26 protein-coding genes and 2 tRNA genes are annotated in these 26,474 nt (G+C 47.7%); 11 read left to right on the top strand and 17 right to left on the bottom strand.

Annotated features, from left to right (window positions below; translation table 11 throughout):
- Positions 1-41 precede the first annotated feature (41 nt).
- From flgH to AC51G0_RS14555, 9 genes are all read right to left on the bottom strand, one after another.
- Positions 42-806 (bottom strand): flagellar basal body L-ring protein FlgH, encoded by a 765-nt coding sequence (gene flgH, locus AC51G0_RS14515; protein ID WP_496299373.1) that lies wholly within the window; start codon positions 804-806, stop codon positions 42-44.
- Positions 807-824: 18 nt separating this feature from the next.
- A complete protein-coding gene (gene flgG, locus AC51G0_RS14520; RefSeq protein WP_496299374.1) occupies positions 825-1,613 on the bottom strand; it encodes a flagellar basal-body rod protein FlgG in 789 nt (262 codons plus the stop codon).
- Positions 1,614-1,633: 20 nt separating this feature from the next.
- Complete coding sequence (gene flgF / locus AC51G0_RS14525; RefSeq protein ID WP_496299375.1) at positions 1,634-2,383, bottom strand: flagellar basal-body rod protein FlgF; 750 nt, start codon at positions 2,381-2,383, stop codon at positions 1,634-1,636.
- A 209-nt stretch (positions 2,384-2,592) separates the two neighbouring features.
- Positions 2,593-3,900, bottom strand: a complete 1,308-nt coding sequence (flgE, locus tag AC51G0_RS14530; protein WP_496299377.1) for a flagellar hook protein FlgE — start codon at positions 3,898-3,900, stop codon at positions 2,593-2,595.
- Between the two features lie 22 nt (positions 3,901-3,922).
- Positions 3,923-4,636, bottom strand: coding sequence for a flagellar hook assembly protein FlgD (flgD, locus tag AC51G0_RS14535; protein ID WP_496299378.1), 714 nt, complete (start codon positions 4,634-4,636; stop codon positions 3,923-3,925).
- Between the two features lie 18 nt (positions 4,637-4,654).
- Entirely contained in the window at positions 4,655-5,071 is a 417-nt protein-coding gene (gene flgC / locus AC51G0_RS14540) for a flagellar basal body rod protein FlgC (protein WP_496299380.1), read from the bottom strand.
- A 3-nt stretch (positions 5,072-5,074) separates the two neighbouring features.
- Positions 5,075-5,470 (bottom strand): flagellar basal body rod protein FlgB, encoded by a 396-nt coding sequence (gene flgB, locus AC51G0_RS14545; protein ID WP_496299381.1) that lies wholly within the window; start codon positions 5,468-5,470, stop codon positions 5,075-5,077.
- Positions 5,471-5,757: 287 nt separating this feature from the next.
- Entirely contained in the window at positions 5,758-6,588 is an 831-nt protein-coding gene (locus tag AC51G0_RS14550; protein ID WP_496299383.1) for a CheR family methyltransferase, read from the bottom strand.
- An 18-nt stretch (positions 6,589-6,606) separates the two neighbouring features.
- Positions 6,607-7,524 (bottom strand): chemotaxis protein, encoded by a 918-nt coding sequence (locus AC51G0_RS14555; RefSeq protein ID WP_496299385.1) that lies wholly within the window; start codon positions 7,522-7,524, stop codon positions 6,607-6,609.
- 127 nt (positions 7,525-7,651) lie between these two features.
- On the opposite strand from AC51G0_RS14555, the gene flgA reads away from it, so the two are divergent.
- The 3 genes from flgA (at position 7,652) to AC51G0_RS14570 (ending at position 9,228) form a co-directional block, all read left to right on the top strand.
- Positions 7,652-8,359, top strand: a complete 708-nt coding sequence (gene flgA, locus AC51G0_RS14560; protein WP_496299387.1) for a flagellar basal body P-ring formation chaperone FlgA — start codon at positions 7,652-7,654, stop codon at positions 8,357-8,359.
- Between the two features lie 73 nt (positions 8,360-8,432).
- Positions 8,433-8,756, top strand: a complete 324-nt coding sequence (gene flgM / locus AC51G0_RS14565) for a flagellar biosynthesis anti-sigma factor FlgM (protein ID WP_496299388.1) — start codon at positions 8,433-8,435, stop codon at positions 8,754-8,756.
- Between the two features lie 43 nt (positions 8,757-8,799).
- The gene (locus AC51G0_RS14570) at positions 8,800-9,228 is read left to right on the top strand and encodes a flagella synthesis protein FlgN (RefSeq protein ID WP_496299389.1); all 429 of its coding nucleotides are present in this window, start codon (positions 8,800-8,802) and stop codon (positions 9,226-9,228) included.
- Between the two features lie 93 nt (positions 9,229-9,321).
- On the opposite strand, the gene AC51G0_RS14575 is transcribed toward AC51G0_RS14570, so the two are convergent.
- On the bottom strand, positions 9,322-9,747 hold the full coding sequence (locus tag AC51G0_RS14575) for an LPP20 family lipoprotein (RefSeq protein WP_496299390.1): 426 nt from the start codon (positions 9,745-9,747) through the stop codon (positions 9,322-9,324).
- Positions 9,748-9,755: 8 nt separating this feature from the next.
- A complete protein-coding gene (locus AC51G0_RS14580; RefSeq protein ID WP_496299391.1) occupies positions 9,756-10,391 on the bottom strand; it encodes a FlgO family outer membrane protein in 636 nt (211 codons plus the stop codon).
- Positions 10,392-10,592: 201 nt separating this feature from the next.
- Here AC51G0_RS14580 and AC51G0_RS14585 point away from each other — a divergent pair, with 201 nt between their 5' ends.
- Together AC51G0_RS14585 and AC51G0_RS14590 are read left to right on the top strand one after the other, a co-directional pair.
- Positions 10,593-11,729, top strand: coding sequence for a flagellar assembly protein FlgT (locus AC51G0_RS14585; protein ID WP_496299392.1), 1,137 nt, complete (start codon positions 10,593-10,595; stop codon positions 11,727-11,729).
- A gap of 62 nt (positions 11,730-11,791) precedes the next feature.
- Positions 11,792-11,868: transfer RNA gene (locus AC51G0_RS14590), tRNA-Arg, on the top strand.
- Between the two features lie 193 nt (positions 11,869-12,061).
- On the opposite strand, the gene AC51G0_RS14595 is transcribed toward AC51G0_RS14590, so the two are convergent.
- A tRNA-Ala gene (locus AC51G0_RS14595) sits at positions 12,062-12,137 on the bottom strand.
- 208 nt (positions 12,138-12,345) lie between these two features.
- The gene (gene gltX / locus AC51G0_RS14600; protein ID WP_496299393.1) at positions 12,346-13,770 is read right to left on the bottom strand and encodes a glutamate--tRNA ligase; all 1,425 of its coding nucleotides are present in this window, start codon (positions 13,768-13,770) and stop codon (positions 12,346-12,348) included.
- 692 nt (positions 13,771-14,462) lie between these two features.
- Here gltX and AC51G0_RS14605 point away from each other — a divergent pair.
- A complete protein-coding gene (locus AC51G0_RS14605; protein ID WP_496299395.1) occupies positions 14,463-14,663 on the top strand; it encodes a hypothetical protein in 201 nt (66 codons plus the stop codon).
- Positions 14,664-14,710: 47 nt separating this feature from the next.
- On the opposite strand, the gene AC51G0_RS14610 is transcribed toward AC51G0_RS14605, so the two are convergent.
- Together AC51G0_RS14610 and AC51G0_RS14615 are read right to left on the bottom strand one after the other, a co-directional pair.
- Positions 14,711-15,364, bottom strand: a complete 654-nt coding sequence (locus AC51G0_RS14610) for a YccT family protein (protein ID WP_496299397.1) — start codon at positions 15,362-15,364, stop codon at positions 14,711-14,713.
- A gap of 77 nt (positions 15,365-15,441) precedes the next feature.
- Complete coding sequence (locus tag AC51G0_RS14615) at positions 15,442-16,470, bottom strand: porin (protein WP_496299398.1); 1,029 nt, start codon at positions 16,468-16,470, stop codon at positions 15,442-15,444.
- A gap of 590 nt (positions 16,471-17,060) precedes the next feature.
- Between AC51G0_RS14615 and AC51G0_RS14620 the strand changes: the two genes are divergently transcribed.
- On the top strand, positions 17,061-18,080 hold the full coding sequence (locus AC51G0_RS14620; protein ID WP_496299399.1) for an IS110 family RNA-guided transposase: 1,020 nt from the start codon (positions 17,061-17,063) through the stop codon (positions 18,078-18,080).
- 292 nt (positions 18,081-18,372) lie between these two features.
- On the opposite strand, the gene ligA is transcribed toward AC51G0_RS14620, so the two are convergent.
- Positions 18,373-20,388, bottom strand: a complete 2,016-nt coding sequence (ligA, locus tag AC51G0_RS14625; protein ID WP_496299400.1) for an NAD-dependent DNA ligase LigA — start codon at positions 20,386-20,388, stop codon at positions 18,373-18,375.
- A 69-nt stretch (positions 20,389-20,457) separates the two neighbouring features.
- Entirely contained in the window at positions 20,458-21,561 is a 1,104-nt protein-coding gene (gene zipA / locus AC51G0_RS14630) for a cell division protein ZipA (protein ID WP_496299401.1), read from the bottom strand.
- 402 nt (positions 21,562-21,963) lie between these two features.
- Here zipA and cysZ point away from each other — a divergent pair, with 402 nt between their 5' ends.
- The 4 genes from cysZ to ptsI all read left to right on the top strand — a co-directional run bounded on the left by cysZ (position 21,964) and on the right by ptsI (position 26,459).
- On the top strand, positions 21,964-22,725 hold the full coding sequence (cysZ, locus tag AC51G0_RS14635) for a sulfate transporter CysZ (RefSeq protein ID WP_496299402.1): 762 nt from the start codon (positions 21,964-21,966) through the stop codon (positions 22,723-22,725).
- Positions 22,726-23,136: 411 nt separating this feature from the next.
- Positions 23,137-24,105 (top strand): cysteine synthase A, encoded by a 969-nt coding sequence (gene cysK / locus AC51G0_RS14640; RefSeq protein WP_496299403.1) that lies wholly within the window; start codon positions 23,137-23,139, stop codon positions 24,103-24,105.
- Positions 24,106-24,420: 315 nt separating this feature from the next.
- Positions 24,421-24,678: an HPr family phosphocarrier protein gene (locus AC51G0_RS14645; RefSeq protein WP_496299404.1), complete on the top strand. Its 258-nt coding sequence runs from the start codon at positions 24,421-24,423 to the stop codon at positions 24,676-24,678.
- Between the two features lie 53 nt (positions 24,679-24,731).
- Complete coding sequence (gene ptsI / locus AC51G0_RS14650; RefSeq protein ID WP_496299406.1) at positions 24,732-26,459, top strand: phosphoenolpyruvate-protein phosphotransferase PtsI; 1,728 nt, start codon at positions 24,732-24,734, stop codon at positions 26,457-26,459.
- Positions 26,460-26,474: the final 15 nt, after the last annotated feature.

A 26,474-nucleotide genomic window follows, 5' to 3' on the forward strand; every position in this document is an offset into this window, starting at 1 on the left:
CAGCGCTCCGCAAAGTAACTTATCGTTCAGATAAAAATGGGTTAAAGACTAACGTTAAAGAAGCGAGCCAACCAGCCCTGCTCCTGAATGTCCTGCCGCTCACCCGTTCCGGAATATTGAATACGGGCATTAGCAATTCGGGTTGAAGCAATCGTATTTTCCTGGCTGATATCGTCAGGGCGAACGGTGCCGCTGACCCGGATATATTCATCACCCGTATTGAGTGTCAGCCACTTCTCGCCACGCACCAGCAGGTTTCCGTTGGCCAGTACATCAATCACTTCAACGGAGATTGAGCCCTTGATACTGTTGCTCTGATCGGCTGAAGTACTACCGGCAAACTTATTGGCATTGCTCACTTCATAGGAAAGATCACGATCGCCGATAGTAAGCGGCTGGCCTCCAAGAGCCAGCGGATCCATCGACATATCGGTCGACTTATCTAGATCAGAGCTGGCACTTTTCTTGGCCTGGGTTTTCTCTTCCAGCAAAACCGTGACAATATCGCCGATCCCCCGAGGCTTGGTATCATCATAGAGATCCTGAACCCCTGCCGCATTGAACAGCGAACCTGTTGCCGTTGCATAATGTTCAGGTTTTTCCTGCGGGCGAATACTGGCCCACGCCGGATCGCCGGCCTGTGGATCTTCACGGCGGCGCATCATGTCGATTAATCCGGAGCTTTGATCCGTTGAGCCTTCAACGGCATCGACCGAGGTCGTCGCCTGCTCCATATCTGACTCTTCCTGCGGGAGTTGCACACAACCAGAGAGTACCATCGCCAAACCTACAATGAGTTTTTTCATCGCCACTTTAACTCCCTGTTATAGTTGCTGGTTTACGTAGCTCAACATCTGGTCAACTGTTGAAATCACTTTCGAGTTCATCTCATAAACTCGCTGCGCTTCAATCATATTCACCAGCTCTTCCGTCACGTTGACATTGGATGTTTCCAGCATTGACTGACGAACTGAGCCCAAACCATCCAAGCCCGGTACACCTTCTTGAGCATCACCACTCGCTCCTGTTGGCAAAAACAAGTTCTGACCGATCGGTTCTAGGCCGCCTGGATTAATGAAGCCAACGGTGGTGATTTGGCCCAACACCTGATTTTCCTGCTGGCCACGAATACGCGCAGAGACTTCGCCATCCGTTCCTACGGTAACACCGACGGCATCTTCCGGTACCACAATCTCAGGCTGCAAGACATAGCCGGAACCCGTGGTCACTAGCTGGCCTTCACCATTAATCGTGAACTGACCATTACGGGTATAACCCATGTTGCCGTCTGGCATTAGGATTTGGAAGAAACCCTCACCCTCGATCATCATGTCCATCGCATTATTGGTGGTTTGGGTATTGCCCTGAGTAAAGACTTTCTGGGTTGCTACCACTTTTGAGCCGGCACCTAGCATCAAGCCAGATGGCAGCTCGGTATCTTGTGTCGACTGGCCGCCAGGCTGGTTAATGTTCTGGTAGAACAAGTCTTCAAAGACTGCCCGGCTTTTCTTAAAGCCCACGGTTGAGGCATTGGCCAGGTTGTTAGAAATGGTCGAGATATTCGTTTGCTGAGCGTCAAGACCGGTTTTACTTACCCATAAAGCTGGATGCATGTTCTATTCCTTTTATCGGTTTAGCCTAAACGCAGTAGTGAAGATGACGCAGCGTCCATTTCTTCTGCTGTTTTCATTAATTTGACCTGCATTTCAAAATGGCGCTGTAGATCGATCATGCTGGTCATTTCACCGACGGCATTCACGTTACTACCTTCCAGCGCACCACTTAGCAGGGTTACACCCGCATCGGCATCAAAAGCTTCGCCTGGGTTCTTGGATTTGAATAAGCCGTTTACGTCTTTATATAAATCACGGTTATCAGGCCGAACCAGCTTTAGGCGGTCAACGGTTTCCATCGCTTCAGGCGGTGCTCCCTGAGGGAGTACCGAAATCGTACCGTCGTTACCGACTTCAATTTTGCTGATTGGGAGAGGAATAAAGATCGGGCCGCCATTTTCGCCAAGCATCAGGTTGCCATTGCTATTTTGCAGCATCCCGGTCTGATCGATTTTCAGGTGGCCGGCACGGGTATAGGCTTCCTGGCCAGACGGGTCTAATACCGCTAACCAGCCGTCACCTTCAACGGTAACATCCAAGTCACGCCCCGTTGTCATCACTGAGCCTTGTGAGAAATCCTGCCCCGGGTTTTCAGTCATTGCAAAAACTCGTGACGGCAAACCTTCACCATATGCCTGCATGCTACGAGCCTGCTCAAGATCGGCGCGAAAACCGGTTGTTCTCACGTTGGCAAGGTTGTTGGCATGTAGCTGCATGCCATACATATCCTGCTTGGCACCACTCATGGCTAAATACAGTGAACGATCCATTATTGACTCTCCAATCACAATCTAATGATTTTTAAGCAATAACTATGCCACTATGTTTATAGCGTTATAAATCAAGATATTAAAGATATAACCTAGGAATATAGGCAAAGAAGGGACAATTTTCTGACGGATAGGGACAAAATTTGCCGCTTATTCAACACAAGGTCAATCAAGCGGCAAATTCATCAATGTAGATAACTAACCGAGAGTTATCGGATCTGCAAAATTGTTTGCTGCAGCTGGTTATCCACTTCCAGTGCACGGGAGTTAGCCTGGAAGTTACGCTGGGCGGTGATTAAATCCACCAACTCCTGAGTCATGTCGATGTTCGACTGCTCAAGCGTACCGCTCTTAACCGAGCCAAATGCACCTTGGCTCGCCTCACCCCATACCGGGGCACCAGAATCTTGGCTAGTCACCCACTGAGTACCGCCTTTAGAGACCAGGCCTTGCTCATTGGGTACGCGTACCATACCGACACGGCCTAGGCTCACGTTCTCGCCGTTGCTATATGTCGCTACAATCGACCCCTTCGAGTCAATGTCCACCTTTGCCAGATAACCGGTTGTCGCACCGTCTTCGTTAAAGCGACGGATCTCAAATGGTGCGGCATACTGGGTCGGTTCATCAAAATTAACATTCAAGACCTGGTTTTCATCTGCGCCGTTCAAATCCAGGCCAGCGCCCAGCGCACCTAGCGACTCTGTCACGATTGGGTTGCCACCGTTAACCGATGCAACAGAACCATCAGTATTAAAGTCGATAAAACTCCCCTGTACGCCCGTTGCCGTTGCAGAGCCACCGTTCGTTACATTCACCGGCTTCTCACCGGCAGCATCTGTTGCGGTGTAATATACCGCCCAACGGTTGGGAGCCGTGTTGTCCTTCACATAATAAGTCGACATCTTATATGGCTGACCGAGGGAGTCATAGATAGTCACAGATGTTGACTTGTTATAAGTATCGGGGTTGTTGAAATCAAACAGCTTCGCGTCTTTTGTCTCAGCATTAGACGGCAGATTCACGCCAACATCGATATTGCCTGAAGCTCGTGGCTGGCCGAACTGGTCCGGCACCTTCATCGCCTGTGATTCGTAAGACAGCACCTGGTCAGTTTCCTGATCAACCTGATAACCCAGTAAATACTGGCCCTCGGAGTTAACAATGTTATTGTCTTTATCGAGATGGAAGGCACCATTACGCGTCAGGTTGTTATTCTGCGGCTGCAGCTTGTCATCTGCCACGGCGAAAAATCCGCTACCTGAAATACGGAGATCCATCGGGTTGTTGGTATAAATACTCGACCCTTCATGGAATTGCTGCGCGACAACTGACGTCTGAACACCGCCACCCGTAGTAGTTTTACCATTCGAAAAAATAGAGCTCGAATACACGTCACCAAACTCAGCTCGTGATTCTTTAAAGCCGTAAGTATTAGAGTTAGCAATGTTGTTACTGGTGGTATTAAGGTCTTTCTGAGATGCCCCGATACCACTTAGTGAAATATTAAATCCCATGTTATGAATCTCCTAAGACCTGTTATACCTTGCCAACTTCAAGTACTTCGGCAAGTTTGAATGGCGAGTCAAAGCCCGCGAGGTTAAGCATGACATTGCCGCCACCATTACCAAGCAACACACTGTTGACATTCGCATAGGTAGACACATCAAATTCCCGGTTTTCGCCATCAGCCAGTCCGGACACTTTTAGCTGGTAACGACCTTCCGGCAATACATTGCCACTTTCATCGGTGCCATCCCATTCCACGCGGTGTTCGCCTGGCGGTTTGGCCCCCATATCGAAGGATTTAATTAACTGGCCTTGCTCGTTTTCGATCCTGACCATCACGTTGTTCAGGGCTTGGGGTAATTTAACCATACCCGCCATTCCACCTTCCGCCGACTTAACACCGGTTGAACTCGGGATTAACACATCACGTCCAACTAATGAAGAAGCCTGCAGGGCCTGGCTCGAGGTCATGGCGGAGTTCAGGCTGCCAAATTGCTCGTTCATCTGACTGATACCGTCAACCGTGGCAAATGATGCCATCTGGGCTATCATCTGATCGTTGCCTACAGGTTTAAACGGATCCTGCTGAGCCATCTGCTTGGTCAGCAGCGATAGAAAGTCTTCCTGCTTCAGTTCATTCTGACCTGTGACTTTCTGCTCTTCCTGCAGTTTTTTTTCTTGCATCCCCTTGAGCTGGTCAAGGTAGGACAAATTGCTTTGACCTGCGCCGTTAATACCGGTCATAACAGTCACTCCTTACCCTTATTTACCCATCTGCAATGTGCTCATCAGCATCTGCTTGCTAGCATCTGCAACCTGGACATTACTCTGATAGGAACGAGAAGCTGAAATCATGTTGGCCATTTCTTCCATTACGTTGACATTCGGCTTATAGATGTAGCCTTCCGCATTCGCCATCGGATGTTGCGGGTTATATTCAGCACGTAGCGGCTTCTGGCTCTCAACAATACCTTTTACCTCAACAGGCACACTGTCTTCACGCTGATAACTGGCATTTTCCAATGCTGCGGCAAATATCGGATGCCGCGCTTTATAGGTTTCTTCCGCCGAGCTGCTTACGCTATTGGCGTTAGCCAGGTTACTAGACGTCGTATTCAGACGAACAGACTCCGCACTCATTGCCGATCCGGTGACATTAAAAACGTTAAACAAACTCATTTATTATTCTCCTTTTAATGCCTTGCTCAGGTTTTTAAACTTGGAGCCCAGAAAGTCGAGCGATGCCTGGTATTCCAGTGAGTTCTGCATAAACAGGTTTTGCTCAAGCTGTGCATCAACGGTGTTGCCGTCGCCGGTATCCGGTTGATTAGGTACACGATACTTTTGCTCGCCCATTATTTTTGTGGAGGCAGAGATATGCCGACCATCAGTACGGCTCAGGCCAATCTTTGCCTCTGAGGTTGCCGCATTCAATGCTCGCTGAAAGTCGATATCTTTTGCTTTGTAGCCCGGTGTATTGGCATTAGCAATGTTGCTCGCCAGTGTTTCCGCGCGTTTGGCGCGAACACCAACGCTGTGCTGATGAATACCTAATGCTTTATCAAAAGAAATGGACATAGCTGCCTCCATAAATCGTTATTGATATATAAGCAAAGGGTATGCCAAGTTTGAAAAACACGTGAAGCGTGAAGCGTGAAGCGTGAAGCGTGAAGCGTGAAGCGTGAAGCGTGAAGCGTGAAGCGTGAAGCGTGAAGCGTGAAGCGTGAAGCGTGAAGCGTGAAGCGTGAAGCGTCGCAAATGATAAAAGCAAAAAGCGAGAGTCAATAAAAACTCTCGCTTTTTCTCGCTTCACGAAGCGAAGCGCCCTCGCCTCCAACCCCGTTAAGTGCAACGCACTTAACGGGTTACTTGAGCTTATAGATAATCCCCGGATTACAGCGGATCATCTCAAACTTGTCGGTCAGGCCGGTAAGTGACTCCGATGCGCCCAGCAATAGGTAACCACCAGGATTGAGGCTGGCTGCCATCTGGTTCAATACTTTCGCTTTCATTTCAGGCGAAAAGTAAATCAGCACGTTGCGGCAGAAAATCACATCGAACTTACCCAAAAGCGCATAGCTGTCTTTCAGGTTCTGCGGACGGAAGTTAACCATACGCTTCACCTTATCGTTCACTTTCATGCGGCCATCACCATTGTTTTCAAAGAAAACCCGGCGGCGATCCTGAGAAAGCCCGCGACTCAGTGCCAGGTTATCGTAAACACCGGCGCGGCAGGTATCCAGCATCGTCTGAGAAATATCCGTCGCGGTGATCTGAACACCACTGGCAAGCATTCCTGGACGGCGGTTCTGGGTCTCCAGCAACGTCATCGCTATCGAATAGGGTTCCTGGCCTGAGGAACTTGCCGATGACCAAATCTTAATCGGTCGCTTGTTGGCAGAAAGCTCCGGTAAGATTTTGTCCGCCAGCACCGTATACGGATAAGTATCACGGAACCACAAGGTTTCATTCGTCGTCATGGCGTCCACGGCGGCTACACGCAGCTCACGGTTACGCCCACTGATCACAACTTGCAGTAACTCAGAAAGAGATGATAGCGAAAATCGGCTGACCAATGGACTCAGGCGGCTACGTACCAAATATTGCTTACTGTCGCCAAGTACAATGCCGCATTGCGCTTCTAAAAAACGGCAAAAATCACGGTATTCCTGGTCTTTTATTGTTATGGCTGTCATCTACTACTCTTTATCAGATTATTCAGGCATTGCGGCCTTTACCGCAGCCCCCAACTCATCCGGGTTAAATTTGGGGATGAATGCGTTGGCGCCTACACGCTCAACCATCGCCTGGTTAAAGACACCACTTAGCGAGGTGTGTAGGATAACATGTAAATCTTTTAGGTTGGCATTATTACGGATCTCAGCCGTTAGGGTATAGCCATCCATTTCCGGCATTTCGATATCCGAAATCACCAAAGCCAGCTGATCGTAAATACTTCCCTCTTGAGCCATTTGCTGCAACAGTTCGATAGCTTCCTTACCGTCCTTGACCAAGACGCACTCACAACCGATAGCTTCAATCGCCCTCTGCACCTGCTTACGAGCTACACTGGAGTCATCAGCAACCAATACACGACGGATTACCGGGGTATCATTAACCAGCTCTTCCAGTACGGTTCCTGTAATATCGGTGCTCACCGGAGAAATCTCATCCAGAATTTTTTCCACATCCAGGATCTCAACAAGCTCGTTGTCTATTTCCGTTACTGCTGTCAGGTAATTTTCCTTACCGGCACCTTTAGGCGGAGGAAGGATAGATTCCCAGTTCATGTTGATAATGCGTTCAACAGATGACACCAAGAAGCCCTGGATCGAACGGTTGAATTCCGAAATGATCACAAAACAGTTATCCAAATCTTCGATTGGACGGCCACCTGTTGCCAGGCTCATATCGATGACTGAGATAGTCTGCCCGCGAATATGAGCAATACCTTTTACTAGCGGATGTAAGTTAGGCATTGTTGTCAGTTTCGGGCACTGAAGTACCTCTTTGACTTTAAATACATTTATTCCATAGCGCTGACGCCTGTTAAGCCGAAAGGTTAATAGCTCCAAGCGGTTTTGCCCGACAAGCTGGGTGCGCTGATTCACTGAATCAAGTATCCCCGACATAAGGTGACTCCATGTTATGCGTTTTTTATTTCGATACGTGTTTAATGAGAATTCTCATCGCAAATCACATATTATGAGCATGAGGCTAATTGTAGCCCCTTAGACCTTGCATTAAAGAGTAAAAACCGTGACCCAAAGAACACATTTAACACTCTTAACCATTTTTTTCGGCCTACTGGCATTTTTCTTTAGCACAATTGTGTCATCAGCACCTCAAAACACCTTGGATAAGGTGCGGCATACCGCTGAAGAATACGTCAAAACAATTGTCGAGATCCCACAAAAAGGCCAACTCACAGTCAAAGCCGCCAATCTAGACTCGCGGCTAAAGTTAACAACCTGTTCGGCTCCACTCAAGAGCTCGATTCCCGGCAAACAATCCCTGACAGGCAATGTTACGGTGCTGGTTAGTTGTGAGACAGAAGGCTGGCAGGTCTATGTGCCGGTACGTACCCAACTGCTGCTTCCCCGAGTCGTCGCAGCGAAGCCGCTTTCCCGGGGTGTCGTCCTATCAGCTTCTGATCTCACCATACAGATGATTGAAACCCGCTTCCAGCGCGGTGTGATCTTTGAGCGCCCACAACAAATCATTGGGTCTAAAGTAAAGCGAAATGTTAATATGGGCGAAGCCGTACAGGGCAACGATATCTGCTTAGTTTGCCGCAATGATTCCGTCCTGATCAAGGCTGGCGGCGGCGGGCTGAATATTGTGACCAAAGGGACGGCCCTTTCTGACGGCTCCCTCGGGGAGCAGATCCGGGTACAAAATACCAAGTCAAAACGGGTTGTCGATGGTATTATTACCGGCGTCGGAGAAGTCACTGTAAACTTTTAATTAAATGCTAAAGTTATTACAGACACTGCCGAAGTAATGGCTGTCTCTAGTTTATTGTTCAAAGGCTTTTTTTATGGCAAGTATTGATCAGCTACGCTCCGGTCACCCGATGACCACGACACGCAGCAATCATGGCAGTGCATCAAGTTCGACATCAGGCGCGGCGAAGAACCCGCAGTCTGCAGCTATTGGAAGCGGCCAGAAAGATGCTGTATCACTAAGCTCGCAAGGTAAAGCGGTGGGGCAAATCCACCAGCAGCTTGCTGCTGAACCGAGCTTTGACAGTGCCAAGGTTTCAGCTATTAAAGAGGCGATTTCAAATGGCTCTTATGTCGTCGATGCCGATAAGTTGGCATCTAACATGATGAAGTTTGAAGATGAGCTACGTGGCCTGTAATCACGGCCCTTGCTCGTTATAAGAAATGATCAGAGAGAAACCCATGTCCCAAACTATCGAACAGTTACTAGAGCTGCAACTGGCGACACTGGTCTCTCTCTCTCGCCTTCTGGAACAAGAAAAAGCGGCCATCGTCGAACGAAAAGCGACGGAAATCGCCAGGCTAGCCACCGATAAACTCGCCCTAATCAACCAGGTTCAGCAAAAAGACCACCTGATTGCCAGCCATGCCCACCGCCAACAGCTAACTGATAACCCAGAGCTGGCACAAAAAGTTGAATCCATTAAGGCAACGGTGAGCCGATGCAAGGAAATCAACGAAGTCAATGGCGAAGCGCTACAGCGGGCCCAGCTCAGCTTTCACAAACTCAATAACCTATTCCAGCAAAGCCGCGGCAAGCAGCAAATGACCTATAACAGTGAAGGGGTGGCACAAAACATCCGTTCACTAGGGACAAATATCAAAGCGTGACGCGTGACAAATGCAAAAAAACGAGAGTCAACCAACTCTCGCTTTTTCTCGCCTCCCGGAGCGAAGCGTAACTCGCTTCTCGATTCCTAGAGTTTAAAACATCGTCTCTTGGTTAGTCGGCACGTGGTAAACCTCGCCGTGCTCCTTCATCCGATCCATCTTGCGTAGGTCTAATTGCATCTCTGTCACGAAGCTGTCGCCTACCGGATAACTACGGATCACCTCAGCACCGCGAATAATACCATCAACGGCACCATCGGTATTTTCAATCCCCAACTGCTGGTCTTCCATACCGGCACGAGCACTAATTCGCATGCCGTATACTTGTTCAGTTAACTCACGGTACGCATCAATTTTAGATGCACGCATCGCGCGTACCCGCTTCTCTTCAACGGTACGGCCGCGCTGCTCGGTGATAGACGCATAACCTACCGCGGTGATCAGATCGTCATTACGGATCTCTGTTAAAGGCTGACAGCCCGCCAACACAAAAAAAACTAGCAGAAACCAGTAACGCATAACAACTCCTAAGGTTTTAAGATAACAGTATTACGATCGAAGCTTGTCGCTTCGCTGCGGATAATCACACCATTCTGGATCCGCATTTTATTCAATGTGTCCAGGTCCCGTCCAATCCGATCGGCCGGCAAAAAGCCTTGTGCCGACGCAATGACCACACGAGAGCGCATACCAATGATCCGAGCGTTGACAAGTACCCCCCCGCCCTGGCGCAGCATTGTTCCTGTCAACACATAATCAACAGGCTGCTCGCCCGCCAGCTCTCGCCAGTTCCGGCTAATCGCAAAATCACCGTCAGCAGTAACCTTAATCGCCCCCGTCGCTTTATAATCAACCACGGTATAGCCTCGCTGCTGCATTTGATACATAAACCCTTCTGTCACGGTATTACCCAGCCAGTTGGTTTCATTCATTTCCTGCAGATCGACAAATGATGTCACGGCAAGCGGCGTTTTCGCACTCAGGTACTGATTCGATGTCACCAACTGCTCCGTTAGCCCTTCAATAAAGAAGTCCATCGTGTGACGTGGCGTTTCCGCTAACAGGAAAGAGCTTCCCGTATAGGGTTCTTTACCGTTATAGATCGGAGAGTATGAGCAAGATACAGTCATCGCTGCCAGTATCAGGACTATCCATTTTTTCATTCTTGCCAGCTCCGGATGAAAAGAGAGTTGTAGCCTGTTATCGTTCATATACTGAAAAACTTTACCCGTTAATGCCCTGTCAGTGCAAAAGTGCTATCAGGAACACTCTTTGCATGGCTCTGTCATGCTGAATTAAAGAAACGGCAAATTTTTCTTTCGCTTATCACTGAGCAAGCAATTTTCATACCGAAGTTGAAAACAATGATTAGAAAATTATTTAACACCTTTAGCAGCCTGTGCTTACTTGTCTCCTTCCCGATCAATGCCGCCTGGCTAGAAGTGACTGGCTCTGCAGTACTGCTTGAAAGTGAGAGCACTGCCAGGGCCAATGCCCTGGAGGATGCCGTTTATCAAGCAATGGGGTATGCCGGTGCCGACATTGCCAGCTTTTCTCTTATAAAGCCTTACCTATCATCAGATCGTGAGGAATATCAGTTTAGTGGCAATGAGGTTCGCCATGTCATTGTATTAAAAACACGCAAGAAAAGCGGCAAATATTACCTGACGGCACGCGTCGATATTTACCCATCGGCAAATACTTGCCACAAAGTTCAATACAAGAAAGGTGTGCTGCTCGGTGGCTTTACCATTACCGCCCCGCAGCACGCTTCTATGGGGGGAATATACCAACTCGGCGACGATTTCACTTCCATGCTAAAACGCCAGATAGAACGAAAATCTCAAAGCTTTGTGGTCTCAGGCACGACACGGGTTCCGATCAATGCGGGTCAGCCAGCCTCGATGATGATGCTGGCTGAAGACAATGACGCTCAGTACATCATCAATGGTCAAATTACTGACCTCACTTCCACTATCGATAAAAATCTGCTTCAGAGTGACAAAATAAACCGTCAATTTGCTGCCACTCTAGAAATTATGGATGGCAAAACCGGTGAAGTGCTGGTACAGAATAATTATCGTGAAATCGCACAATGGCCATTCTCGCGGGTAAGCCAAGTCGATACCAAGAGCGCCCGATTCTGGCAATCCAGCTATGGACAGGCGGTACAAAGAGTCAGCCGAAATATGATGCTGGATCTGGAAACCTCGCTTTCCTGCCGAACCAGCCTACCTGAGGTCGTGAATGTATATGGCAATACCGTCCAAATCAATATCGGCCGTATTCATGGGGTAAAACGGGGTGATCAACTGAAACTTTGGCATAGCGCCGGCTTTATCGATCAACTGGGGATCCCGCGAAACCGGATGGTTCAAACAGACATCACCCTAAATGTTGAACGGGTGTATGAGAAGTCCACAGAGCTTACCGTTGAGCAGGCCGATCTGGCTGGCAGCATCCAACCTGGTGATTTACTGACCAAGCAGCTGCCCCGTTGAGACTAATTACTTAAAAACTGAAAGAATTCAGGTATAATGACAATTCAAGTGCTTACTTGAATGCTCCCTTAGCTCAGCTGGATAGAGCGTCCCCCTCCTAAGGGGAAGGCCGCAGGTTCGACTCCTGCAGGGAGTGCCATTTCCTCTTTCTTCTATACCAACATTCTCCTAACGCCAATACACGCAAGTTTTCACTACCAATTGAACTATCTGGTATGGCTAACCACAATTCATCGGATTCTTTTTTTAAACTCCAAATAGCAAAAAACCCCGCATAAATGCGAGGTTTCGTGTCTGCCTCGTTTTTCAATAGAAAAACCAGCAGAGAAATTTGGTGGAGCTATGCGGGATCGAACCGCAGACCTCTTCGCTGCCAGCGAAGCGCTCTCCCAGCTGAGCTATAGCCCCAAAAGACGAGGCTGATAATAAAAACTTAATGAATTCATGTCAATAGATTGGACCAGGCAGTGTAATTCCAGCCCTCATTTCTGCTAAGAAGATCACACTTATTCATTCATGGTTCCACTCTTCCGTGTGACAACAAGAAACATGGCAAACAAAAAAAGCGGAAGACAACCATCTTCCGCTTTCTTATTACCTGCAACAGGTTATCGGCTTATGCGTTTGCTTCACGCTCAGCGATAAATGCCAGTGCCATCTGAATGCGAACTGCAACACGCTCTTTGCCAACTAGCTGCATCACAGCATCGACTGACGGTGATTGACCTTGGCCGGTAACCGCAACACGTAGAGGCATACCCACTTTACCCATGCCAAGCTCAAGCTCTTCGCAAGTTTCTTTGATCACGCTGTGAAGGTTTTCCGTCGTCCACTCCGTCAGCGCTTCAACTTTTGACAGGGCTAGTGCCAGTGCACCTTTAGCGACAGGGCGCAGGTGCTTCTTCGCCGCGCCTGCTTCAAACTCGTTAAAATCTTGGTAGAAGTAACGAGATTGTTCAGCAAGCTCAATCAGTGTATTGCAGCGCTCGCCAACCAATGCAATAACATCGGTGATTGCCGGGCCATTCGCAGTGTCGATTTCTTTCTGATCCAGGTGCCATTGTAGGTACTTGGCAACGTACTCAGGCTCTGCTGTTTTGATGTAATGGTTGTTTAGCCACAATAGCTTGTCAGTATTGAATGCGGATGCTGACTTGCTGATTGAATCAAGGCTAAACAGCTTGATCATTTCTTCTTGCGAGAAGATTTCCTGATCACCATGAGACCATCCTAAACGAACCAGGTAGTTAAGCAGTGCCTGAGGCAGGTAACCTTCATCACGGTACTGCATAACGCTAACCGCACCATGGCGCTTAGACAATTTAGCGCCATCATCCCCTAAGATCATTGCACAGTGTGCAAACTCAGGCACTGGCGCACCAAGTGCTTTATAGATATTGATCTGGCGAGGGGTATTGTTGATGTGGTCTTCACCACGAACGACCTGGGTAATGCCCATATCCCAGTCATCAACCACCACGCAGAAGTTGTACGTTGGGCTGCCGTCTGTACGACGGATGATCAGGTCATCAAGCTCACTGTTGGCGATCTCAATACGGCCACGGATGTGATCATCAAATACCACCGTACCTTCTTTCGGGTTACGGAAGCGGATCACAAATGGAGACTCTTCAGTTGCCGCCCCATTCGCCGCCACAATTTTAGGGTGGTTAGCATCGTAGCGAGGTTTCACACCAGCAGCCATCTGCTCTTCACGAAGCTCGTCAAGCAGCTCTTTCGGGCAGTAGCACTTGTAGGCTTTGTCTTCAGCAAGCAGCTGGTCGATTAGCTGGTTATAACGATCAAAACGCTTGGTTTGATAGTATGGACCTTCATCCCAATTCAAACCCAACCATTCCATACCCTCTAGGATGGCGTCGATCGCTTCCTGTGTAGAGCGCTCAAGGTCGGTATCTTCGATACGAAGAACAAATTCGCCACCCATATGTTTAGCAAATAACCAAGAGTATAGAGCTGTACGAGCACCACCTACGTGCAAAAAGCCCGTTGGGCTCGGTGCGAAGCGAGTTTTAACCGTCATCTGAAATTACCTAATCAATGAAATAGCAGCCAGCCTAATGTATGTGCCGCTGCGCGGAATAATTGCGCTTATTCTAACACTGTTAAGTAAATCTACAATCACCGCCGGTCTTTCGCACATCACAGACCGATCTCTGTCTTTCTGTAACCAATCATGGCTATGCCATCGACAAGCCTACCGTTCACCCATATCCAAGAAATAAAACACTGAACATCGGAAAGTAACGATAATTAAACGCACTGAGTAAGAAGGTGCATCGAGGCTATCAGGCAACATGCAATTGATGATGAAATACGAACAGAACAAATTGAAAAGCCAGCAAATTCTCTTCGCAAAATTTGTTAACCTCGGTCATAGGATGAAATCACTCTGAACCTAAACTTTTTACATTGCTAAGCCCCAGTCAAAAATGAAAGAAACATTCGCTATCAACATCAATACTTTATTTGCCATCAAACAAACCTAGGCCAATAGAAATCGTAAGCCATTGATATTAAACAGCTTAACAAGCAATAAATTATAAAACTTAATTAACTATAGAAATTTAGATTAAGTTATGAAATTTCTTTGACCTTTTTTGAATCTTATACATAAACTGAATTGAAGCGATAAGAAACGGATAGAATTATCCTGATTTGGGCACGGATGGCTTATTACCTTTAATCCTTTATTTCCTATTCATCGAGGTCTGTATGAAAAGCGTAATTGTTGTAGCTTTGTCCACTCTTTTAATTCTTTCTGGTGGCGCGCTGGCGAGTTCAAGCTCTGGATCTCAGGGTGCTAAAGCCTCTTCCGCAGCTGGTCCTTGGGTTGACTGCATCTTGCCTGACGGTAAAGTGGAGTATATGCCGTTAATGATCTGCAAGATCCAAAAAAATGGAAAAGTAAAATAGTTTTCGAGGTTGTGGGGGTGGCCCTAACCACTCCCACTCAATTCCAATTATTGTTGCTGAGCCCAGCTTAAGAAGGCTTTTTTCTGCTCCGCCGAAAGGCGCAAGTAATCAGCTTGCAAAAGGATCAAAGCATTATTGCCTGACGTTTCCGCTTTCTCTGCCGCTAGTGCCGTTGAGGGTTCACTCGGATTAGTTGAAACAAGAAGCTGAGGTTTTGCTTTAGCAACAGTGAAACCCTGAGCAATGTTATACGCAGTCAGCTCCTTCTCATAATCTCGCATCATACCAGGGCCGCGAGGCAATATGCCCTGATGGAAGCTGTCAAACACCTTACCTTTCTCATCAATACGAACTGCCGGCTTTTTATCAAATCCATTCACTTGCTGTTCGCGGGTTATCAGCCGAGTAGGACTGATACTAAGTTCTGTGTCAGCCGCATTGAAAGTGATCGCTAAGGGTTCTGAATGAAATTTCTTATATTCACCATTATGAGAAATGAGCTTAGCAATCCGTACAACCAACTGGCAGGGGCCATCATCTAAAGTGACTGTGCTCAGGTTACCGACAGAGATCCCCATCGTTTTACCGTTCGCCACCAGTAGCTCCAGATCTTTATCTAAATTAACCTCCACCGCGGCATTGACTACACCCGCAGATAACAAAGCAGCAGATGCAAGCAAGGTTTTCAATTTATACTTCATATCTACCTCAAAAAATGAAAAAGCGAGCATCAATTAACGATGCTCGCATTTGAATATTTCGCAGTGGCGAACCCAACTTAGAAATAGTATTCCAGACCCACTAGGGCACGAGTACCATCATCTTTCTCGCTGCTGCCTAGCATATCGTAGTTACGAACGTCCAGGTACAGGTAAGAGCTTGGCAGTAGGTAACCTAGGCGGGCAGTGATGGCTTGTGAATCATCATCGTTGCCGTTGTCTGACTCGCTAGTCGCTGCATAGCCTAGCTTGTAAACCCAAGTCTGGTCCATCATGTACTGAACCGTTGCAGAGTAAGCGTTCTGCTGATCGTCCGTAAGGTCATTCCACATTGGCTTAAAGCCCGCAGTCAACTGGAAGTCGCCAAGCCATACCGTACCACCTAGGATAGCGTAAGATACGTCACCGGCTTTAGTTGTGACATCATCCTCAGTTTCATCAAATGACCCTTGAGTGTAATAACCTGCATGGATATTGAAAGTATCGGTAGTGTAGCCTGCTGCAATACTTGCAACCATTGCATCTGTCGTTTCAGTCATGCCGCTTAGAGACGCCTGCAGCTTGAATCCACCCCAGTTGGCCGAGTCGTAACGAATTGTATCGCTGGCACGGTCCAGGAAGCTTGCATCAATGGCGTTATGCCAGTCAAAAACGTTACCCAGGCCAGGGTTAGTGTGTGGCCAGTCTACATAGTCATAGGCAGCAACCAGCTGACGACCAATCTTAATTTGACCAAAGTTGTCAAACTCAAGACCAACGTAAGTGTCGCGGCCACCGAAAGAGCCAAAACCATCGTTGTTAGAACCTTTGGTATTGTCTGCGTTACCAGTTTCAGCCTGGTAGATGAAGTGTGGCGCAAAGTTGTCGAATTCAACTTTACCGCGAAGACCGAAACGAGATTCGATTTCAACATCAACACTTTGATCTTTGTTGCTTGCTTCCGGGTTCCATAACTGCAGGCTACCAGCAGCCTGTCCGTAAAGAACCACATTCTCGCCAGCCAGCTCGATGGCTGCATTCGCGCTACCCGCTGCAGCTGTTAGTGCAATGGTTGCACCTAGTAGAGAACGTTTAAACATTTTGTCCATGGAAATAACTCCTAAAAAATACTAGCTGTGTTTACTTGTGCCCTATAGGTTGGCCGCCGAGGACAACAAGTAACTCTCCCAATATGTCAGCCGAAAACTAAATTCCGCTAAACCATATTTTTTTAGTTCTTTGAGAACCGCTGTTTAACTTCAGCTACAAGACTACTTTTGCAGCGCAAAACATCAATGAGAACTTAATTAATTGTTTGAAAAATATGACTCAGTGCAAACTTTCCCCGCTACAGTGATCAAAATCATACCTTTTTCGATAAAATTACCAACAAAAGAAAATTCACTTAAAAAACATAAAGTTAAATATATATAACAATGATAAATGTGAGTCAGACCGAAAAAGTCATCTTGAGTACAATTTAGGTTTCAATGTAATGAGTGTCATGTTCAAAAAATAAACGGGCGCTATTTTGACTATGAAAAATAACCAATAGGCATAAAATCAGACGTAAAAAAAGAGGCGAGAGGCAAAAAAAGCGTGGCACATTGATTATCTAATGTGCCACGCTTAATTATATGGTCCGCCTCACTCTCAAGCCCCTACGCTTGAAGTAGGCACTTTGAAAGAGGTAAACCATATGTCTTCCTTACATATTCTTGGTATAGATCTCGGTAAACACTGCTTCCATCTTGTCGGTCATGATAGTACTGGCAGAGAATTCTTACGTAAAAAGTTCAACCGAAGCCAACTTATTTTATTCCTTTCTAAGCTATGCCCCACAACGATTGCCTTTGAGGCTTGCGGTGGCGCTCACTGGCTCGCGCGTAAGTGTTTAGAGTTTAATCACCAAGTAAAACTGCTCCCACCGCAATACGTAAAGCCTTATGTAAAAGGTAATAAGAATGACTTTATTGATGCTTCGGCCATTGCTGAAGCAGCCTGCCGCCCTTCAATGCGGTTTGTTGCAGTTAAATCTGAAGAGGCCCAAGTCATCGCCTCTATCCATCGGGTACGAGATGGGTATATCAAGGAGCGTACAGCTTGCATGTCTCGTATTGGCGCGATGTTGTTGGAATTTGGGCTGAGCCTGCCTACCGGTCATGCCAAAATGAAATCATTGTTCCAATGGCTGGCAGATCAAAAACAACCTCTTCCAAGCCTTTTCACTCGCGAACTCCAAGAGCTTCACGCGCATTATTCTTACCTGAGTGAACAAATTAAACAGCAGGACAAAAAGCTCAGCCAGTTCATTGAACACAACGAATTAGCACAACTACTTAAAACTGTCCCAGGGATAGGTGACATGACAGCAAGCCTATGTTTGGCTGACATCAGTTCACCGGCTAATTTCACTAATGGACGGGATATGGCTGCCTGGATTGGGCTTGTACCACGACAATACTCGACGGGTGGGAAATCCAAATTGCTAGGTATCAGCAAGCGAGGGAATAAGCGACTCAGGACTTTGTTTATACATGGGGCAAGAGCTGTTTTATCTAAACCGGATAAAACAGGAAAAGCCTTTGGGCAGTGGCTTATTGACTTAAGAGCCAGGAAACCTTTTAACATCGCCGTTGTTGCGTTGGCCAACAAGCTAGCTAGGATAGCCTGGGCGGTCATGTACAACCGCCAGGCTTTTCGTATGACGACGGGATAACCGAATTTGCAATGACGATTATGATGACAAAAACGATCAATCGGCCAGATTAAGAACCTGATACAGAGACAGCATATAAATGCTTTACGCTTTTTAAGGATAATCTGGCGCGGATATCATCGTGGAGCTGGGATGCGGGAGCACCCAAACGTGACTCCGAATACATTAGCGCAAACCAACCCCGTCATCAAAAATTGTAGTTGCAATAACGGGGCGGACCATACATTTTGTAATACAAATTAAATCAGAAATTGATAATAAAACGCTGTATCAAACTCCTGAAATAACCTAATTAGCGCTTCATGAAATCGACAAGTGCCTGTTCATCCCAGATATCAATTCCCAAATCCTGGGCCTTAGTCAACTTTGAGCCCGCCGCTTCACCGGCCACCAGCAGGTCAGTTTTCTTTGACACGCTGCCAGTGACTTTCGCCCCTAGGCTCTGCAGTGCAGCCTTAGCATCTGAGCGGGTTAACTGAGATAAAGAGCCAGTCAATACTACGATTTTGCCCTCCAAAGGAAGTTCTACCCCCTCTTGTGGCTTCTCGATTGCAGGCCAGTGAATACCCTCTTCCAGCAAATCGTTAATCACCGCCATATTGTGCTCTTCCTGGAAGAAGTTAGATAAGTGCTCAGCAACAATATCACCAACATCAGGAACTTCTATTAGCTGCTCTTTGGTTGCCTTTGAAATGGCCTCAAGGGTTTCAAAGTGATTAGCCAGGTTTGCCGCTGTCGCCTCACCGACTTCACGGATCCCCAGAGAATACAAGAACCTTGGCAATGTAGTCAGCTTTGATTTAGCCAGGGAATCAACCAACTTCTGGGCTGATTTCGGTCCCATTCGCTCAAGTACCGTAACCACACCGGCCGAGAGCTTGAACAGATCGGCTGGTGTCGCCACCATTTCCCGGTCAACAAGCTGTTCAATCACCTTCTCACCGCAGCCATCAACATCCAGAGCTTTGCGGGAAACAAAATGTTTCAGGGCTTCTTTGCGCTGGGCCTGGCAGAACAAGCCGCCAGAGCAGCGCGCAACCGCTTCTCCTTCGACACGCTCAACCTTTGATTCACAAACCGGGCACTCAGTCGGGAAGACAATAGCCTCGGCACCTTCAGGGCGGCGTGACTCAACCACCGAAACAATCTGCGGGATCACGTCACCCGCCCGGCGAATGATGACCGTATCGCCAACCATAACGCCCAGTCGCTCGACTTCATCGGCATTGTGAAGGGTGGCATTACTTACCGTGACCCCGCCGACAAATACCGGCTCCAGCTTTGCAACAGGGGTAATTGCTCCGGTACGGCCAACCTGAAACTCCACATTGTTCAGGCGGGTCATTTCTTCCTGTGCCGGGAACTTATAGGCTATCGCCCAGCGCGGGGCACGGGCGACGAAGCCCAGCTCCTCTTGCGTGGCGACATCATCAATTTTGATCACTACACCATCAATTTCGTAAGGCAGCGCCTGGCGCTTTTCGCCAATATCCTGGTAGTAGGCAATCACATCGTTCAGGTTTTCCAGCTGGCGAATTTCAGGGCACATCGGTACGCCCCACCCCTTCAGTTGCTCCAAACGATCATACTGACTTGATGCCAGCTCCAGCCCTTCGACAATCCCCACCGAATAAGCGTAAAAGCTTAACGGGCGGGTTGCGGTGATTTTCGAGTCTAGCTGGCGCAGGCTACCGGCTGCCGCATTACGTGGGTTGGCGAATGTCTTTTCCCCTTTTTTCAGGGCTCTTTCATTCAGCTCATCAAAACCCTTTTTCGGGATAAAGACCTCGCCACGGACTTCGAGGCGGGCGGGCCAGCCCTCTCCCTGAAGCTTTAACGGGATCGAGCGGATCGTACGGACATTGGTGGTAATATTTTCACCCGTCGTACCGTCACCACGCGTCGCAGCCTGAACCAGGACACCATTTTCATACATTAGGCTGACGGCCAAACCATCTAGCTTAGGTTCACAGCAATAGCTAAATGATGGAGAAGCCACCAGGCGATCCTGCATACGCTTCTCGAATGCCTGCAGCTCTTCATCGTTAAATGCATTATCCAGCGACAGCATCGGCAACTCGTGGGTAACCTGGGTAAAACCATCAAGCGGCTTTCCACCAACACGCTGGCTTGGTGAGTCAACTGTCATCAGCTCTGGGTGCTGTGCCTCCAGGGCCAGCAGCTGCTGCATCATCCGATCATATTCCGCATCAGGAATTTCAGGATTGTCATCGACATAATAGCGATGACCATGGTATGCAAGTTGTTCTCGCAACGTTGTAAGTTGCTGCTGAATGTCGTGACTCATTATTCTTCCTATCGTATAAAAATAAGGCCCCTTAAAAGGGGCCTGATTATATCTCATTCAATACCCGCGTTACGCCCGAGTATAGCGCTTCGCTTTTTCTCGATACTCATCAATGCGGTGTGGGGTGATCATCGCTCGCTCATGATCGAGAACATCTGCCCCCAGCTCGTCAGCGACACGCTGTACTGTCTGGAGCATCTGGTTAAAGTTGTGATCGGCACGACCAGGGCATGGCAGCATCAGATAAAACGCAATTCCCGGCGTTTCAAAACTATCGGCACCGCCTTCGGGGAAGTGTGCCGGGTGGACCATATTGGTTACCGAGAACACAATCGGTCCGGTGCCAGCCACATCGGCATGACGGTGATAAACCGAATTTTCACCATAAAACAGATCATTCTGTTCAAGGCTGTTAAACAGCTTGGTACCCCGTAAGTTGTCACCATTGCGAGCATGAATGTTCAGCACTAGATAACCAGGTTTCAGCTCTGGCTCTGGCTCTGGCTCTGGCTCTGGCTCTGGCTCGGCAATGCTTTGTTCCTTCGCAACAGGATCAACGTTTGGCTTGGGCTCCTCGGCCTGAAGAGACTGTTCACTTGGCTCTACCACTGTCATCTCTTCTGGTGCGATCAATGTCTGTTTCGGTAACTCAGCTTCAGCCTTCACCTGCACAGGCTCAACCGACTGCAATGGCAGAGGCTCTGGTTGCTGGCGTTTAGCATCAACAGGCTGAGCAATCACAGGCTCTACCGCCGAAGAGGCTGGTTGTGCTGGCGGCTCCGTAGGCGTTGCGTTTTCAACATCAGCTACCGGCACTTCTGGCTTCGCCGACATTTTAGGAAGATCTAATGCTGGCTCAGCGCTAAATGAGGTGTCCGTTGGCTCCATTAAAGGATCGGCCTCAATTTTTTCACCAAAATGAAGCTCTGGCTCTTTACGTGCCGGACGGGCAGTTTCAACGGCTTGCTCTTCACCATTCACCACTCGCACACTACCAACACCATCCTGATCAAAACCGTCCGAATCGACCTTGCTGGCTTCATCTAACTTACCCAGTGGCTTTTCACCAAACTTAGCGGGCTTTTCCTTTCGGCTGCTCCACAGGCCATGCAACAGTAACGCTGCAATAGCCAGCGCGCCGACAATAATAAGAACCAGACGCAATTCCTGCATATGAATACTCTGAATTTACTCGTTACCCATAACGGGACTAATGACAATCGATTTTCATCGGGCAGCCCAGGGCTCGAACCTGAACATAACCTAATAATTCTATACCAATTCCTTTAATTATCTCGCTTTAAGTAAGGCAGATAATTAAAGGAATTAGTCATAATGTACCAAATCTCAAATCAGAAAGAGAAGATGATTATCGCGATTCGTGCAAGATAGTGCTATTGAGCACAAAATCGAGCAAAATTCAGCCAGTTCAATAATGTTTTCTACTTTTATCTCCAATACCATTTAGATGATATTTGATTCTGTGTGCCGCACACCGTTAACATGCCTTCACTATCGTTATCGTTTCTCATGCTGAAAATCGTATCTTGAGAGAAGCGCACAAAGGAGAATCAGATGCAACAATCGCCAGCCATCCAAAATCCGGTCAGCGGCGCCGGGTATTTTTTTAAGGGAATGTCGTTAGCACTGCAGCCAGGTACCCGCCGCTTCGTCATTTTACCGCTGCTGGTGAATATCGTGCTATTCGGCAGTGCATTCACCTTAGTATTAAGTCAGCTGGGCGACTGGATCGATAGCTGGATGGCGTATTTACCCCAATGGCTAGACTGGCTTTCATACCTGCTGTGGCCACTGCTCGCCATTGCTACCCTAGTCACATTCTCCTATTTTTTCAGTACCATCGCCAACTGGATCGCAGCCCCGTTTAATGGGTTGCTTGCCGAGCACCTTGAGGCCAAGCTAACCGGTGAACCCGCCCCTGATTCCGGCCTGAAAGATATCCTCAAAGATCTGCCCCGGATCATGCACCGCGAGTGGGTGAAACTGAAATACTACCTGCCTAAAGCATTAGGGTTGCTTATTCTGCTTTGGATCCCGGCCGTGGGCCAGACCATCGGGCCAGTACTATGGTTCCTATTCAGCGCCTGGATGATGAGTATTCAATATGCCGATTACCCATTTGATAACCACAAGGTGCCTTTTACAACGATGCGCGATGCGCTCAAGGTAAAGCGCGGCAAGTCTCTGAGCTTTGGTAGCCTGGTGATGCTATTCACCATGACACCGCTGCTAAACCTGTTTGTTATGCCTGTCGCGGTCTGCGGCGCCACTGCGATGTGGGTGGATCACTACCGGGAGCAGTATAAACTCCGCTAAAGGAAGCGGGAAGCGGGAAGCGGGAAGCGGGAAGCGGGAAGCGGGAAATTATTCGCTATCAGATATGATATCCCCTCTCGCTTCTCGAAGCGCAGCGTAACTCACCTCTATTTTATGGGTTCAATGGCCCTGCAGGCTAGTTTCCGAGTCACCAAGGAGAAGCATGCTTTTTCTCGCTACTCGAACCTAGTAACTCGTACCTTCTATTCCATAGGGCATAGGACCGTTTTACCGCTCTTCCCCGCCTCTCGAAGCGCAGCGCCCCCGGAACAAAGCGTAACTCGCTTTCTTGGAAGGCGAAGCCTTCCTATATAACAATAAGATATAACAATAAATTACTTTCCAAATGCCAATCACGGTTTATGCTTTATCTGTCATTTGTTGAAAACGTGTCACGAAGGAACGACAAGCATGAGCAAAATTTACGAAGATAACTCCCTAACGATTGGTAACACCCCGCTAGTTCGTCTTAACCGTGTAAGTAAAGGTAATGTCCTAGCTAAGATTGAAGCGCGTAACCCTAGCTTCAGCGTTAAGTGTCGTATTGGCGCAAACATGATTTGGGACGCCGAAAAGAAAGGTATTTTAAAAGAAGGTGTCGAGCTAGTTGAACCAACCAGCGGAAATACCGGTATTGCCCTTGCTTTTGTTGCATCAGCTCGTGGCTACAAGCTAACCCTGACCATGCCTGAGAGCATGAGTCTGGAACGCCGTAAGCTGCTTAAGGCACTCGGAGCTAACCTAGTATTGACTGATGCACCGAAAGGCATGAAAGGTGCGATAGAAAAAGCTGAAGAAATTGTAGCATCCGATCCATCGAAGTACCTGTTACTTCAACAGTTCAATAATCCAGCCAACCCTGAAATTCACGAAAAGACCACAGGCCCTGAAGTCTGGGATGCCACAGATGGCGAAATTGATGTATTCGTTTCGGGTGTAGGCACCGGTGGTACGCTGACGGGTGTAAGCCGCTTTATTAAGCAGCAGAAGGGCAAAGCCATCACCACGGTTGCCGTAGAGCCGTCTGAGTCACCGGTGATCACCCAAACCCTGAATGGTGAAGAGGTGCAGCCTGCCCCGCATAAGATTCAGGGGATCGGTGCCGGCTTTATTCCTGGCAACCTTGACCTCGCTCTGATTGATGAAGTAGAACGCGTCAGCTCAGAAGACTCGATTGAAATGGCTCGCCGCCTAATGGAAGAAGAAGGCATTCTTGCTGGTATTTCTTCTGGCGCTGCTGTTGTTGCCGCTAACCGTATTGCCGAGCGCCCGGAGTTTGCCGACAAAAATATTGTTGTTGTGCTACCGAGTTCAGGTGAGCGTTACCTATCAACTGCGCTATTTGCCGGTATCTTTACCGAAAAAGAAACCCAACAGTGATCACACTTTATAATGATAGATTGCTGTTTATTGCTTAAAAGCCCCCCCAGAGGGGGCTTTTTTGTTGCTTTTTGACCTTAGCTTTAATATAAATCCGTTGTGCTTTATTTCTAGCGTCGAAATAAAAGGTCGATTATTGACCATTTTGACAGTTCCAAATCGATAAATGTCACATAAAATTGACTTGGATTAAACTAAAACACCGAACTGTTGGGTAGTTTATACTCCCAGTTAGCAAGCACACGTTATCCACGTTAAGCTTACTTTCAGTTACGTTAATATTAAATAAATACTATATCTACATCGGGGTGAAAAATGTATCAGAAGCAAGTTGAGATTACTGCAGAAAACGGTCTACACACTCGTCCAGCGGCTCAGTTCGTTAAAGAAGCAAAAGCTTTCGACGCGGACATCACTGTTACTTCTAACGGTAAAAGCGCAAGCGCTAAGAGCCTGTTCAAGCTGCAAACTCTAGGCCTAGTTAAGGGTACTCATGTGACTATTTCTGCTGAAGGTGCACAGGCACAGCAGGCTGTTGATCACCTAGTAGCCCTGATGGACCAACTGCACTAATTCGCAGTTGGTTTATTACGTTCCCTAGTTTTTTGTTAATTTAAGGTAAGGCTATGATTTCAGGTATCCTGGCATCTCCTGGTATTGCTTTCGGTAAAGCACTACTCCTGCAGGAAGAAGAGATTGTTCTGAACAAGACTCCTGTCGCTGCAGATCAAATCGAGAACGAAATTCAACGTTTCTTCGATGCTCGAAAAAAATCTTCTGAGCAACTAGAAGTAATCAAAGAAAAAGCACGTGCAACCTTCGGTGAAGAGAAGGAAGCAATCTTTGAAGGCCACATCATGTTGCTGGAAGATGAAGAGCTTGAAGAAGAAATCATAGCCTTCATTAAAGACAACAAAGCGACTGCAGCTCTTGCTATTCATTCAATTATTGAAGAACAAGCAATGACGCTTGAGTCACTCGATGATGAATACCTAAAAGAGCGTGCAACGGATATCCGTGATATCGGTAACCGTTTCGTTAAAAACGCGCTTGGCATCAGCATCGTAAACCTAAGTGCGATCAACGAAGAAGTTATCCTGGTTGCTAACGACCTGACGCCTTCTGAAACAGCGCAGATCAACCTAGATTACGTACTGGGCTTCATTACTGATATCGGTGGCCGTACTTCGCACACCTCTATCATGGCACGTTCTCTAGAGCTACCTGCAATCGTAGGTACGAACAACATTACAGCTCAGGCTAAGAACGGCGATATGCTAGTTCTTGATGCAATCAACAACACGATTGTTATCAACCCAACCGAAGAAGAGCTTACCAAATTCAAAGCGATCCGTGACGCGCACATTGCTGAAAAAGAAGAGCTAGCGAAGCTTAAAGATCTTCCGGCAATTACTCTGGACGGCAAGCAGGTAGAAGTTTGCGGTAACATCGGTACAGTAAAAGACTGTGACGGCATTAACCGTAACGGCGGTGAAGGCGTTGGTCTGTACCGTACTGAATTCCTGTTCATGGATCGTGATGCCCTTCCGACTGAAGAAGAGCAGTATCAAGCGTATAAAGACGTTGCAGAAGCAATGCACGGCGAACCAGTGATTATCCGTACCATGGATATCGGTGGTGACAAAGATCTACCATACCTGGATCTTCCAAAAGAAATGAACCCATTCCTGGGTTGGCGTGCAGTTCGCATCAGCCTTGACCGCCGTGAAATCCTACGTGACCAGCTTCGTGGCATCCTGCGTGCTTCTGCGCACGGCAAGATCCGCATCATGTTCCCGATGATTATCTCGGTTGAGGAAATCCGTGAACTGAAAGCCGCTATCGAAGAGTACAAAGCAGAGCTTCGCGCTGAAGATCTTGCTTTCGATGAAAACATCGAAATCGGTGTCATGGTAGAAACACCAGCTGCGGCAGCCATTGCTCACCACCTAGCCAAAGAAGTTGCCTTCTTTAGTATTGGTACAAATGACTTAACCCAGTATACTCTTGCAGTTGACCGTGGTAACGAGCTGATTTCTCACCTATATAACCCGCTATCGCCGGCAGTACTTACTGTGATCAAGCAAGTAATCGATGCTTCTCACAAAGAAGGTAAGTGGACTGGTATGTGTGGCGAGCTTGCTGGTGACGAACGTGCTACCCTATTGCTATTAGGTATGGGTCTGGACGAGTTCAGCATGAGCGGAATTTCAATTCCACGCATTAAGAAAGTTATCCGTAACGCTAACTTTGCTGATGTTAAAGCTATGGCAGAACAAGCACTTGCTATGCCAACAGCAGCTGAAATCGAAGCACACGTAGAAAAATTCATCGCAGAAAAGACCATCTGCTAATATAGCTGCAGATAG

Source organism: Photobacterium sp. HL06 (assembly GCF_059552575.1).